This window comes from Thalassospira profundimaris (assembly GCF_003326755.1).
GTDB classification, from domain to species: domain Bacteria; phylum Pseudomonadota; class Alphaproteobacteria; order Rhodospirillales; family Thalassospiraceae; genus Thalassospira; species Thalassospira profundimaris_B.
This window is the reverse complement of record NZ_JPWH01000001.1, coordinates 357,465-370,729: the sequence shown is the minus strand read 5'-3', so window position 1 is coordinate 370,729 and position 13,265 is coordinate 357,465. Positions and strand designations below refer to the sequence as shown.

The window sequence follows — 13,265 nt, the reverse complement described above, 5'->3', positions numbered from 1 at the left end:
ACGAGCCTTAAAAACCAACCGCACAGCCATCCTTGCGCGGGTCAGACCCGGCGACATATCCGGCATCGGTTTTGGCAATAAGCTGCGCACCGCCAAAGCCAAAATTGGTTTGATCCGGCGTTTCCACCAGAATGTTATGGCCCTTGGCGCGCAGAGCGGTGATGGTTTGATCCCCCAACACATGCTCGACCGCCACATCCAGCCCGGAAATGGCCTGCCAGCGCGGGGCATCGGCGGCGGTTTGCGGGTCCTGGCGCCAAAGCTGGGTGCGCAACGTCATTTGCAAATGCCCCTGGGCCTGCATCGGCCCGCCCATGACGCCAAAGCTCATAACCGGGTTGCCATCCCTGCCCATCAAAAAGGCCGGAATAATGGTTTGGAACGGGCGTTTGCCCCCCGCAACCTGGTTGGGATGCCCCGGCTGCAACGAAAAGCCATGCCCCCGGTTTTGCAAGCTGATTGACGTACCCGGCACCACAACACCGGAGCCAAAACCCAGATAATTCGACTGAATAAACGACACCATCATGCCGCTTTCATCCGCCGCCGTGACATAAACCGTCCCGCCATGTTCGGGCGCACCGGCCTTGAAATCCTGTGCGCGCGCCGGATCAATCAGGGCGGCGCGCGATGCCAGATATTTATCGGACAGCAAATGTTCCACCGTCACCTCACGCATATGATCCAGATCGGCGACATAAGTGTGCAAATCGGCAAAGGCCAGTTTCATCGCCTCGATTTCGAGATGCAGGGCTTCGGGGTCATCCGGGCCAAAGCGTTCAAGCTGGCAATGGCGCAAAATGCCCAGGGCCATCAGGGCCGAAATGCCCTGCCCGTTGGGCGGAATTTCATGCAGGGCCACATCGCCAAATTCCTGGCTGATGGTGCCACACCAATCCGCCTTATGGTTGGCAAGGTCTTCTTCATTCAGGGCCGCGCCATGCTGGCGGGCAAAATCGGCAATTTTCTTTGCCAGGCGGCCTTTGTAAAAACTATCCCCACCGGTCTCGGCAATATCGCGCAGGCTTTCGGCCATGGCCGGGTTTACAAACAGCTCGCCTGCTTTGGGTGTTTTGCCACCAGGCATAAAGGCCTCGGCAAAGCCGGGTTGATCCTGCAAAACCTTCGCGCCATTGGCCCAAAGCTGGGCAATGATCGGTGATACGGCAAAGCCCCGGCTGGCATAGTCGATGGCCGGGTCAAACAGCTTTTCAAACGGCAATTTGCCAAACTTGTCCGAAATCGCCCGCCAGGCCGACACCGCACCGGGCACCGTGACCGATTCCCAGCCCCGCTGCGGCATTGTTTCCTGCCCGGCAAAGCGTTCGGGCGACCAGGCCGCCGGAGCCCGGCCCGACGCATTCAACCCATGAATTTCCTTCCCATCCCAAATAATGGCATAGGCATCAGAGCCCAAACCGTTGCCGGTGGGCTCCACCACCGGCAGGGCAATGGCCGCAGCCAGCGCCGCATCAGCCGCATTGCCACCCGCAGCCAGCATCCGTAAACCTGCCTGCGCCGCCAATGGTTGCGATGTCGAAACAATATTGCGCGCCATCACCGGGGACCGGCGCGAGGCATAAAGACCTTCGGTGGTAAATTTCATAATCGTTCCTCCTTGCCGCCCAGAATCAGCACCCTTTTTCGGAAATTTGCGCGAACCTGCTTCGCCATCACCCTGAATACAGGCCGGGCCACATCTTCAGCCCATTTACAGCTTCCGAACCACGCCTGAACACGAAAACTTTGTCTGCTTTTTCACAAGAATAACAGATGGATGTCGCAAGAACACCTCATCCACATAGATAGAAACGCGTATTGATCTTCCGGGATTTTGCAAGAGAGCTGGCACCCGTCACCGCTTGCGATTTGTCCGCAGCATTGCCCCCGTCAGTTCATCAATGTGTTATGTCCCGGAACCCGGTTTCGATAAGCGATTGGTATGGAACAATTTTACTCCATCCCCCTTTGGGCTGTCCTGACAATATTCACGTGCGGGACTTTTTACTTGATGCCTTTACAGGGACGCACCTGCCCCATACATTCCGGGCATCAAAAATACCCGTCCAATTTGCTGCCCGGGTGACAGATTCCATGCAATATAGTACTATTGTATGATTTTTACGGAATCTGGAGAGAATTTACGGTATAGACGGACAATAACGTCATGAATTGCGAATATTTTTATGGCTTTAGCTGTCTGTTGATCCCGGGCATGCCTCTGGATAACGGATATACAGAGATCCAACTCACAGGAGAACCCGATGCTGAGCGGAAAAAACTATATTGCTGGTGAATGGCTGGATGGCCCCGATGTTTTTCAGGCGGATAATCCTGCCACCGGCGAGAAGCTGCCGACCAAATTTCAGCAGGGTACCGAAGAACATGTCAATCAGGCGGCCCGTGCGGCCGATGCCTGTGCCGAGGAATTTGCCGCGATGGCACCGGCAAAACGGGCGGCCTTCCTGCGCGCCTGTGCCGAAGAAATTGACGCGCGCGGCGACGAACTGACCGAAATGGGCAACCTTGAATCCGCCCTGCCCGCGGCCCGCCTGCAGGGGGAACGCGGCCGTACCGTCGGCCAGTTGCGTTTCTTTGCCGACTGGATCGAAGAAGGTTCATGGTTTGAAGCCCGCATCGAAACCGCCCAGCCCAACCGCACCCCGCTGCCCAAGCCCGACATCCGCTCGATGTTCAAGGCCCTGGGGCCGGTTGGCGTTTTTGGCGCATCAAACTTCCCGCTGGCATTTTCGGTTGCCGGGGGCGATACCGCATCTGCCCTGGCGGCGGGTTGCCCGGTGGTGTTCAAGGCCCATGCCGCCCATCCCGGCACCTCGGAAATCGTCGCCCAGGCCATTGCCGCAGCGGTTGAAAAAACCGGCATGCCCAAAGGCGTGTTCAGCATGGTGCATGGCGGCGGCCGTATTGTCGGCCAGTCGCTGGTCGCCCATCCGCTGATCAAGGCGGTTGGCTTTACCGGCTCAACCGGTGGCGGCCGTGCCCTGTTTGACATCGCGGTCAGCCGCCCGGACCCGATCCCGTTTTATGGCGAACTGGGCAGCAACAACCCGGTTTACCTGCTGCCAAATGCCATGAAGAAAAATGCCGCTGGCATTGCCAAGGCATGGGCAGGCTCGCTGACTATGGGTGTGGGCCAGTTCTGCACCAATCCGGGGCTTTTGCTGGCTGTTAAGGGCGCGGACCTCGATACCTTTGTAACCACCGCTGTCGAAGAACTGGGCGGTGTTGCCAGCCAGGCCATGCTGACGGACCGGGTTTCCAGCGCCTATCATCATGTCAATGACGACATGGCAAAACACCCGAAAGTCACCTGTGCCCTCAAACGCCGGGACACCGATGGCCCGTTTGAAGGCAGCCCGGCAGTTTACCGCGTGTCGGCCGCCGATTGGCAGGCAAACCCCGAACTGGCCGAAGAAATGTTTGGTCCCGCCGGGATCATCATCGAATGCGACAATGAAGAGCAGATTCTGGAAATCTCGGCCAAACTGTTCGGCCAGTTGACTGCGACCATCCAGATGGACGATGCCGACGCCGCATTTGCCACCAAACTGCGCCCGCTTCTGGAAAAAGTCGCCGGTCGTATCCTGGTCAATGGCTGGCCGACCGGTGTGGAAGTCTGCCATTCAATGGTACATGGCGGGCCGTACCCGGCAAGCACGGATTCGCGTTCAACCTCGGTCGGTTCGCTGGCGATCAAGCGTTTCGTCCGCCCGGTGGCCTATCAGGCCTTCGCCGATGCCCTGCTGCCCGACGCGCTGAAAGACAGCAACCCGCTGAACATTCCGCGTCTGGTCGATGGCAAATGGCAGATGCCGAAATAATCGATAAATATCAAATCTTTAACACAAAAGGCGCTGTCATCGGGCAGCGCCTTTTTGTGTGCCTCGCCTACAGCCAAAACCTTAGGGTAGGTCGCGTTTAATCGCGCGGAACACCAGCCTTGTCTTCACTGCCACGATGATAGCGGAATGTGCCGGTAGCAGACGCAATGATGTCACCCTTATTGTTATAGGCCGTGGCGGTTGTGAAAATGATCTTGCGCCCACCGCCCTGTCGCTGCGCTTCGACCTTCACAATATCGCCATCAACAGCCTGCCCCATAAACTGCGTGGTCAGTGACAAGGTCAGGCAGCGACGGACATTTCCCGGGACTGGACAATAACAACACGCGTAGCCGGAAGCTGTATCGAGCAGCGTTGCAAGGACACCGCCATGCAGAATCCCGGCGCGATTACAATGCCGGGGCGCAACATGCAGTTCAACAACAGCACGGTCGTCCTGCCACTCCACCAGACGATATCCCAGCATTTCCTGCAGGCCACTGCCATGTTGCTGCTCATACGAAAGATTGTCGTGATCAGCGTCGTTATTCATAGGCGCCCTTCTTTGCCGATATGTGCCATTCTCTCACATGATTGATGAATTATTTACACATAATAACAGAAATAATTCCAATTCCTTTGAAGGAAAAATACAAATAATGCGTTTTCCATATGTGCCGTAAAAAATCAATATCGCGCAGTTTCAATAACTTAACCATTATCGTTCTCCAAACAAGAACGGGGACGCCGCAAACCGGTGATAGTGGACCCAACCGACCTTTGCTAGCTTTCAAATCACGGAAAACAAACCGCACTTCCTTGCCAAAGGAGATTTGAAAATGGCTACTCTCGCATTTAACAGCGCCTCTGTTTCCCACAAAGAGCCGAAAGCGGCAAAACCGAAATTTGCCTGGCTTGCCGACTTCTTTGAAGCTGTCCGTATTGCCCGGATCATGGAAAACAGCCCGGCACGCGATCATTCCGCCCTGGTCAATGAATGGCGTGCACAAATGCTTGGCGAGAAGAACTGATCGTTCTTCTCTGCCTCTCTTGATCGCGATGGGGAATAATCGCGCTTGACCGTTTTGGCCCGGGCGACCTAAACGATTATATGCAAAAGTTTGATATCGTCACGATCAGGCTGTTCGTCGCCATTGTTAAGGCCGGCAGCATTAATGAAGCCGCCCGGCGCGAACATATCGCAACGTCCGCCGTCAGTCGGCGTATTGGCGAGCTTGAGGCCCTTTTGGGCGTGCGCCTGCTGCGTCGCCTGCCCCGTGGTGTCGAACCCACGCCGGAAGGTACGATTTTTGCCCGCTATGGCGAAAAGCTGCTGGGTGATTTGCGCCATCTGTCAAACGAACTCAGCGATTACAATGCCGGACAAAAAGGCGAGATTTTTCTGGCCACGGTCACATCCGGTATTCTAACGGGACTTCCGTCCTATCTGGCCGATTTTGGCCGGGATTTTCCCGATATTACGGTTGATGTCAGCGAGCTGACCAGCCGCGAATCGATTGATGCCGTGCGCGACGGTCGCGCCGATCTGGCCGTGGTAGCCGACAATATCGGACGCTACGACCTTGATTATCATGTTTTTTGCGATGACCCGATCTGGCTTGTCACGCCCAGGGGCCATCCGCTCATTCCCGATCCGAAAAATCCGCAACCGGTATATTTCGCCGATGCCATCAAATACCAGATCATTTCGCTGCATGAAGGCGGCGTGATTGACGATTTGATCAGCGAAGCTGCCAGCAAACTGAGCCTGGCAATGCACCCGCATATCAAGGTCATGCGGTTTGGCTCGTTACGCCGGGTTATTGCGGCGGGGCTGGGTATCGGCTTTTTGCGGCGCTCCAGTGTTGAGGAGCATTTATCGCATATGAATATTTCCGGCACCCCGATTGCCGATGACTGGGCCAAACGGCAATTGCTGATTGTGCATGAGGCCGAAAAGAACCTGTCTTCGGCCACACGCATGTTTCGCGACTATCTGTTGAAAAAGTCGAACGCCGCCATGTCGCCGGAATAACCGACCAGAACCCCGGAAAGTTGGACGGCTTTGGCGGAGTTTACATCAGCCAAAGCAACAGGGCACACCAGCCACCTGTCATCTCCATATGCAAAACAGCATGCGCAAAACAGGCAGGTCAGGACAGCGGGCTGTTATGGTCACGGCTGCCAAGCGGCGGCATCATATAATTGGCCAATACCACGGTCCGGCGGGCTTTTTGGGCCGCCTGCTCCAAAATAATCGGTGGCAATACCGGCCAGGTCCCGACAGGGTCAAGCAAGACACCCTGATCCTGCCCGGTCAGAGCCAGCATGTCGGGCACATCTTCGCGCGCGTGAACACCGCCACCGGCCAGAATTGGCAAAAACAGCCGATTGGGCCGGTCCGTTTTTTGTCGCCAGTCCAGCAAGGACGGCTGGCCTTCAATATTGACCACCCGCACCGAGAGTTCCGGCAGAACATTGGCAACACGCTGTGCCAGCCAGATTTGTTCGCTTGTCGGTTCGCGCAGGGTTTTAAGGCCATGCGCAATCAAAAACAGGGTTGTGTCACTGGCTGCCCAATTCTGTATCAGCAAGGTCTGTTCCAGATACCGGGCCACCATTGGCACAAAGCCGTTCAAACCGGTCACGGGCGGCAACACCATTGCATGTGACAAACCGGCACCGGCCAGCATTTTGGGCAATTCTTCCGTGACCAGATACCCCGCACTAAAAAACAGCGGCACCACCAGCAAACGGTCGGTTTTCCCCTGCGCTGCAAGGTCGGTCAGCACCTGTTCCAGCCCCGGCTCGGAACGCATATAAGCAGGCACGACATCGCCAAACCAGGCTGGTGCAAGCTTGCGTGCAAGATCCCCTGCCGGATCGCCATTTTCAACGCTGGTACCGTGGGCAACAATCAATAAGGTCGTTTTACCGCGATAAGGCATAAGACATGTTTCCAATAAAGCCCCTTAGAACCAGGAGCATTTTTGCAACTGTACTTGATACGGTGCATTTTTATCAGCCGATCATTCTATTCACCAGATCCGGGCAAAAAATCCCCTGGCGTAAATTTCTTCATCGACCGACAATCAAAATGCCGCTTGATTAAACACCCCCGGCACCAGTCCAATTGCAGCGCAGGGATCAAAATGACCCGCCACGACCATGATGACAGTGACGAACATAAACGGCATGACGCTGCCAACGGGCCACCCGGGGAAAACCGGCAAGACCCTGAAAAACAAAAAGCATTTCCGGAAAAAGATCGTCATTCGGGCGAAGTTGATACCCATACGCGCCCCCAAAACCAGACGAATGCGGCCCTGGGTGCCGACATATCCGACCGCGAAAAACGTCGTCCGTCCCATCGCGCCGATTTGACACGCAATTTGCGACACCCACCCCATATGGGTCGCAGAACACCATTTTCCACGATGCTTTTTGAAAACGGACATGACGAACCACCAGTCGGGCCTGCCACGCGGCGAAGCGCGGGCCGTTATTCATTACGGCACATGGCGGCAATGTTGATGATTATTGTTGCCGGCGGCATTGGCGGAGCTGCCATGATGAAAGCCTCCCTGTCGCATCAATCGGCCAGCCCCGATTTTTTCACATCCCTGCCGATGACCGCCAGTCGCGCATATCGTCTATATGCCAATGACAAAGAACATCCTGTTGAGGTGTCCGCAGATCGGAAGGATCATCTGGCAGGCTGGCTGAACAATCGTTTGGGTCTTTCATTTTCGATACCCGACCTATCCTCGAAACACTTCCAGTTACTGGGCGGACGCGTCGTACCGATCGGCGATACACCCGGCGCATTGTTGATGTATGAAAACAATCAGAACCAGCGCATCGTCATATTCATTGCCCGTAATCCCCATAACAGTTCTGTCGATTTCAGCACCTGGAATACCGCAGAACAAGAAGCATTTTACTGGGTCGATGGCCCCATCGGCTATGCCGTAAGCGGCACGCCAGACCCGGCACAACTCAAGGATATTGCCCTGGTCGTCTATCGCCAGACCGGCGGATGATTAGGGGCAATATGGAAACAGTTTGTCTATCCTTTGGTTGATTGTGCATAATTAAAAACACCGTAATCTGGTTCCAACACATGTCCCCTGATGAAGGAGCCGACAATGATTACGATACGCAAATCAGACGAAAGAGGCCGCGCCAATTTTGGCTGGCTGGATTCACACCACAGCTTTTCATTCGGCCATTATTATGACCGCAATCACATGGGCTGGGGTCCGTTACGGGTTATCAACGAAGACCGGGTCATTGCCGGTGCCGGTTTTGACCCCCACCCCCACCGCGACATGGAAATCATTTCCTATGTCATTGAGGGGGGACTGGAACACAAGGACAGCATTGGCAACGGGTCGGTCATTCGCCCCGGTCGCCTGCAACGCATGAGTGCCGGAACCGGCATTCGTCATAGCGAATACAATGCCTCAAAAACCGATCCGGTGCATTTCCTGCAAATCTGGATCATCCCTGAAAAACAGGGCATTGAACCGGGTTATGAAGAAAAGGACATTGCGGCCCCCTCAAACAGCCTGCAACTTGCCGGTAGCCGTTCGGGTCGCGATGGCTCCATCACCATTCATCAGGATGTGGATCTTTATGCCGCCCGCCTTGGCAAAGGCAGCGTGGTTGAACACCCCCTGAGAAAGGGCAGGATCGCCTGGCTGCAAATGATCAGCGGCACACTGGCGTGTGGTGAAACCATACTCAATGCCGGTGATGGTGCTGCCATCACCCAGGAAGATATCCTCAAATTACAGTCCCAAACCGATACCGAAGCCCTGCTTTTTGATATGGCAGCCTAACGGCATGGATACCGGTCTTTACCCCTTTGCATCGTGCAACGATGCCTCGCACAATACGGAGATTTTAAAATGAGCAATTCCCATAACCCGTCTGACACCCGTCCGATCATTCCCGCCCTTTCCACGCTCTGGACCGCCCTGGAACCTCTGTCCTGGCTGATCCTGCGGGTAACAACAGGCATCCTGTTAATGCCGCATGGTGCGGGCAAACTTTTTGGCCTGTTTGGCGGTTATGGCCTCGAGGGAACCGGTGGTTATTTTGACAGTATCGGTTTCCATCCCGGCTATCTGTTTGCACTTCTGGTGGGAACACTGGAATTTTTTGGCGGCGCACTGCTGGTTCTTGGCCTTTTGACCCGTCCGGTAGCCGCAGCCGTGGTTGTCTTCATGACAGTTGCGTTTTTCATTCACCTGCCCAACGGCTATGCCTGGATCAATGCCGGTGTTGAAATGCCGATCATGTGGGGCATGCTGGCCCTGGCCGTTCTTATTCGAGGTGGCGGGCGATTCTCGCTCGATCACAAGCTCGGCTACGAATTTTAATCATTACATTTTTATGACCCAAACTTGCAAAAGCGGGGATTCCTGACGGGAACCCCCGCTTTTCTTTGTTTTTCAGTGTCTTACAACACTCCTCAAATAGGGATATAGGAAAAAGACGAAACTGCCTAAGGTTGCAGTCAAGATGCACCTGACAGAGAAGCCAAAGCCATGAACCGTACACCTGACCACATGACAAAACTGGCACCGATCCCGCGCACATCCTGCCCTGCGGAGCGGACCGCTGTTTCGCAAATTATTGTCAGCGGCGCTGACAGGGCACAGTCACTGGCGGACAATTCGACTTTGCAAACACGTGAGGATGACCTGTTGCCGGCCTTTATTATCTGGAACATCCAGACGCATAAAACAGCACGTCACACCCTGTTTGCGCATTGGCTTTGCGCGTAATCAGGCCCCCATACCCGCAAGCCGCTGTCACTCACATCACAGCCGCGGCAAAAATCCAACTGTTTGTCATATTCTGGCGCATCATCAGGCATGTGCCATATAAGGGACCTCCTCATGGCTGACGCACCGTCAATCATCTTCGTCGATGACGATCCAAATGTTCTGAGCGGCCTGCGCCGTCGCGTCCGTGCCAAGCGGCCAAACTGGCGCTTGCAGTTTTGCGACAACGGGCAGGAAGTGCTGAATCTGCTAAAATCGCAACACAGTGCCGATGTTATTGTATCTGACATGCGCATGCCAATCATGGATGGAGCAGAACTGTTTCGCCAGGTCTCGCAGCTTTACCCTGAAATCGGCCGCATCCTGCTTTCCGGATACGCCGACGAACATGCAAATCTGCTGGGCACATCGGCCACACATCATTTTTTGATGAAACCCTGTGATGACCAGTCCATCATCAATGCGATCGAACGCGCCCTGATTTTGCGGTCCTATTTGCGCGATCCGTATCTTCTGGGTGTCATGTCCTGCCTGCCCGCGCACTATCTGTGGCCGGCATCTTTTCGCAGCCTGCAAATTACGCTGTATCAGGATGGTCCTGTATCAGAACAAAGCCTGTCGCATTATGCGATGGATCACCGCGACTGCGTGACCTTTATTCAGCACTATGCCCAACGCGAAGGTCTGATTGGCGAACACAGCAGACCCACCCTGCATCATTTGTTCGAGGTGTTGGGGGTGGAAAGCGTAAAAGCCCTGACATTGCTGTTTGAAATCTATGGCAATGCCGACCTTGAAACCGCCGAAAAAGACACCGATCTGACCCGCACCCTGATCATGGCCGAAATAGCCGCCCGTTTGGGCCGCCATGATAAAAACGGATTTGAAAATATTGATGCCAGTCGGGCAGCAGCCCTTTTGGCGCATGTCGGCAGCAAGCTGATTGAAATGGTATTGCCCAATCAGAGCATGTCTGCCCGCCACATCGCAGACAAAAACCAGTGTGACATCATATCGGCCGAAATTGATGTGATGGGAATCAGCCATGCCGGACTGTCAGCCTGCATGGCCGCTCTCTGGAGCTTCAAGCACGAAATTATCGAGGATATTGCCTTCCATCACCGGCCGGAATCAGCCCCGTCGGGGCGGTCTTCGACACTGGCCGTGGTTTATGCCGCCCAGCATTTTGCGCGCGAATATGGCCATTCGGGACGTTTGGTAAAAGAAAAATACCCGCTTTCGGAACGCTATCTGGCTGCTGTTGGCCTGGGTGAAAAATGGACGGCATGGTCGAGTATCGCCCGCGATACAATCCGACTGCATGAAATACGATAAAACGGGTTCACAACAAAACCCGTGATCGCACGGCCTATCACATACAAAACCCGGTTTTCCTTTCCTGTCAGGCAGACAGGTCGGGGAAACCGGGTTTCTTGTTTATCCGAAATCGCCGTTGAACCTTGCCCAACGGGAACAGGACGTATCATGCCAACCTACACTGATCGAAACCGATCAGTGTAGCCCTCAATCGGCAGGCGGGCTTCTCTGAAGCCCTTGCCAATCGCTCTCAGGCCGCGCAGTGCCGTCGCGCTTAACCAGTTCTCAATGAGTTTTCCTCATAGAGAACTGGTATCAGCCCATACGCTCCGGCCGATCGGCCGATACCGGCAGCTTGATGACAAATTCCGCCTCACCGATCAGGCCCTCGCTCAGAACAAGATCACCGCCAAAATCATCCTGAATCAATTTGCGGCAAATTGGCAATCCCTGCCCCGTACCGACACCATGTTCCTTGGTGGTAAAGAAATAATCGAAAATACGATGGCGCAATTCTTCTGGAACACCCCCGCCATTGTCACGCACGCGAATTTCAATCAGTGCATCAGCCTGCGTTACCGTAATGGAAATTTGTCCATTGCGCACACCATTGCCTTTAATCGCCTGTCCGGCATTAACGATCAGATTGATCAATGCCTGGGACAAATGATTCCGTCGGCCCACAACTTCCGTCACGTCTGCATGATAGCTATAGTCCAGTTGGGCGGTGTGCTTGATCTGGTTGCGCGTCAGGGTAACGGCCGTTTCAATTTCATCGGGCACCGAAACCGATTCAATCGACTCATTGGTCGGATGGGCAAATTTGCGAATACCACGCACAATTCCGGCAATGCGCTCCAGCCCTTCAAGGCTTTCGCGCAAGGCCAGTGGCACTTCCTCGGCCATAAATTCAACCCGGTCCCGATCAATTTCGATCCGTGCCGTCCCGTCATCGGTGTAACGGATCGCCCCGGTCAGTTCGTTAAAACTGTCAGAAAGAAATTCAAGATTGTTGTGAATATACTGGGCAGGCGTATTGATCTCGTGCGCGACCCCGCCTGCAAGTGTACCCAGCGCGTGCATTTTGGCATATTCGGCGGCTTCTTCGACAACATTCTGCTGTTGGCGGGCGACCTGGGCATCCATATCCGCATGAAGGGCGCGCTGCCGGTTATGCAGGACAATTGCCAACAGCCCAATCATCACCAAAAGACCAAAGATGAACAAATAGGACAATTCCTCGATATCGCTTTTCACGGCGGCAATATTTGACGAATTGTAAACTGACACATAATTGGTCGTTAAAACCGCCACATCCTGAATTTGCTCGGCCCTGTTTTCGAGTATGCGGTCCATGTACTGCACCACCTGGGCTGGTGGCATGTCAGACCGGATTTTCTGATCAATATCGGCAATAACCGCTGTCAGGTCCTGGAGCAGTTTCACCGCTTCGGGAATTTCCTGAAGGGTCGAAAAACCGCTGCCATCGCGGACAATCGCAACGCGGCTGACAAAAAGGTCATAATCAAAAAGGATGTCATCATAAGACAGGCTGCCATCACGTTTTTCTTCCGAAAACTGAAGAATGTCGCGATCAAGCACCAGATACTGTTTTTGTATCTGGAACATGGCCCAGGCAAAATTTTCACGATAGGCAAACCGTTCGTCTTCCAGTTTGCGCACAATCGTCATTGAATAAAAATAATAAACGGCAACAAACAGGGTCAGAAGCAATATCGTGACCCCGTTTGAAACCAGTGCAATTTTGCGGTTGTTTTTACGGTTGGGCATTAATGCTTTTTACCTGCCAGACAGCATAGGACCAATATTGATCCGTCTGTAAATCAGGGTCACTATCAAAGGGGAAAATAACCCAATATGGCCCCTTGTCGCGCACCGACATCGCTTTACCATCCATCTGATAGGCAAGAATGGCCCCTGTTGCCGTCAGGCGTTCGGCCGGCACCGTAACACTGTAATCATTCAGGGCAAAAACCCGGATATTGCCCCCTTCAATCCCGTTATTTTTCAAAAGTTCGGCAAAGGAAACACCGGTGAAATCATGTTTTCCCTCTGTCCAGGGTGTGGATGTTGTGATGGTTGTTACCGGCATTTTCACCAGTTCGTCATAGGAAAAAACCGTTTTTGTTCCGTCCAGTGCAACGACTGTCAGTTCATTGCGGGCCAGTGCCGGGTTTGCTGACAGCAACCACATCGCAACAGCCACAAGAATTGCCAGTCCGCTTCCAAAAGCTCTCATCTATCCCCCCTCTCGGAAATCGTTCCGAACCCCAAACCTTGATCAGATTTG

General features: G+C 54.1%; 14 protein-coding genes. 8 read left to right on the top strand and 6 right to left on the bottom strand.

The window, feature by feature from the left end:
- Positions 1 to 7: 7 nt before the first annotated feature.
- Positions 8 to 1,606, bottom strand: a complete 1,599-nt coding sequence (locus TH25_RS01695) for a gamma-glutamyltransferase family protein (RefSeq protein ID WP_114086683.1) — start codon at positions 1,604 to 1,606, stop codon at positions 8 to 10.
- Positions 1,607 to 2,264: 658 nt separating this feature from the next.
- Between TH25_RS01695 and TH25_RS01690 the strand changes: the two genes are divergently transcribed.
- Complete coding sequence (locus TH25_RS01690) at positions 2,265 to 3,842, top strand: aldehyde dehydrogenase (NADP(+)) (protein ID WP_114086682.1); 1,578 nt, start codon at positions 2,265 to 2,267, stop codon at positions 3,840 to 3,842.
- 97 nt (positions 3,843 to 3,939) lie between these two features.
- On the opposite strand, the gene TH25_RS01685 is transcribed toward TH25_RS01690, so the two are convergent.
- Complete coding sequence (locus TH25_RS01685) at positions 3,940 to 4,395, bottom strand: PaaI family thioesterase (protein WP_114086681.1); 456 nt, start codon at positions 4,393 to 4,395, stop codon at positions 3,940 to 3,942.
- A 286-nt stretch (positions 4,396 to 4,681) separates the two neighbouring features.
- Here TH25_RS01685 and TH25_RS01680 point away from each other — a divergent pair, with 286 nt between their 5' ends.
- Complete coding sequence (locus TH25_RS01680) at positions 4,682 to 4,873, top strand: hypothetical protein (protein ID WP_114086680.1); 192 nt, start codon at positions 4,682 to 4,684, stop codon at positions 4,871 to 4,873.
- Positions 4,874 to 4,953: 80 nt separating this feature from the next.
- Positions 4,954 to 5,877: a LysR family transcriptional regulator gene (locus tag TH25_RS01675; protein WP_114086679.1), complete on the top strand. Its 924-nt coding sequence runs from the start codon at positions 4,954 to 4,956 to the stop codon at positions 5,875 to 5,877.
- A gap of 118 nt (positions 5,878 to 5,995) precedes the next feature.
- On the opposite strand, the gene TH25_RS01670 is transcribed toward TH25_RS01675, so the two are convergent.
- Both TH25_RS01670 and TH25_RS24690 read right to left on the bottom strand, forming a co-directional pair.
- Positions 5,996 to 6,790 (bottom strand): CbiX/SirB N-terminal domain-containing protein, encoded by a 795-nt coding sequence (locus TH25_RS01670; protein ID WP_114086678.1) that lies wholly within the window; start codon positions 6,788 to 6,790, stop codon positions 5,996 to 5,998.
- A 144-nt stretch (positions 6,791 to 6,934) separates the two neighbouring features.
- Positions 6,935 to 7,300, bottom strand: coding sequence for a hypothetical protein (locus tag TH25_RS24690; RefSeq protein ID WP_147252968.1), 366 nt, complete (start codon positions 7,298 to 7,300; stop codon positions 6,935 to 6,937).
- A 75-nt stretch (positions 7,301 to 7,375) separates the two neighbouring features.
- On the opposite strand from TH25_RS24690, the gene TH25_RS24685 reads away from it, so the two are divergent.
- From TH25_RS24685 to TH25_RS01645, 5 genes are all read left to right on the top strand, one after another.
- Positions 7,376 to 7,885: an anti-sigma factor family protein gene (locus tag TH25_RS24685; RefSeq protein ID WP_147252967.1), complete on the top strand. Its 510-nt coding sequence runs from the start codon at positions 7,376 to 7,378 to the stop codon at positions 7,883 to 7,885.
- 105 nt (positions 7,886 to 7,990) lie between these two features.
- Positions 7,991 to 8,686, top strand: a complete 696-nt coding sequence (locus TH25_RS01660) for a pirin family protein (RefSeq protein ID WP_114086676.1) — start codon at positions 7,991 to 7,993, stop codon at positions 8,684 to 8,686.
- A gap of 69 nt (positions 8,687 to 8,755) precedes the next feature.
- Entirely contained in the window at positions 8,756 to 9,229 is a 474-nt protein-coding gene (locus TH25_RS01655) for a DoxX family protein (protein ID WP_114086675.1), read from the top strand.
- 168 nt (positions 9,230 to 9,397) lie between these two features.
- The gene (locus tag TH25_RS01650) at positions 9,398 to 9,637 is read left to right on the top strand and encodes a hypothetical protein (RefSeq protein WP_147252966.1); all 240 of its coding nucleotides are present in this window, start codon (positions 9,398 to 9,400) and stop codon (positions 9,635 to 9,637) included.
- Between the two features lie 114 nt (positions 9,638 to 9,751).
- Entirely contained in the window at positions 9,752 to 10,972 is a 1,221-nt protein-coding gene (locus TH25_RS01645) for a response regulator (protein WP_181847340.1), read from the top strand.
- Positions 10,973 to 11,269: 297 nt separating this feature from the next.
- On the opposite strand, the gene TH25_RS01640 is transcribed toward TH25_RS01645, so the two are convergent.
- Together TH25_RS01640 and TH25_RS01635 are read right to left on the bottom strand one after the other, a co-directional pair.
- Positions 11,270 to 12,745 carry a sensor histidine kinase gene (locus tag TH25_RS01640; RefSeq protein WP_114086672.1) on the bottom strand — a complete coding sequence of 492 codons (1,476 nt, stop codon included), beginning with the start codon at positions 12,743 to 12,745 and terminating at the stop codon, positions 11,270 to 11,272.
- Positions 12,732 to 13,214, bottom strand: a complete 483-nt coding sequence (locus tag TH25_RS01635) for a putative pterin-binding protein (protein WP_114086671.1) — start codon at positions 13,212 to 13,214, stop codon at positions 12,732 to 12,734. Before TH25_RS01635 ends, TH25_RS01640 begins: the two co-directional genes overlap by 14 nt.
- Positions 13,215 to 13,265: the final 51 nt, after the last annotated feature.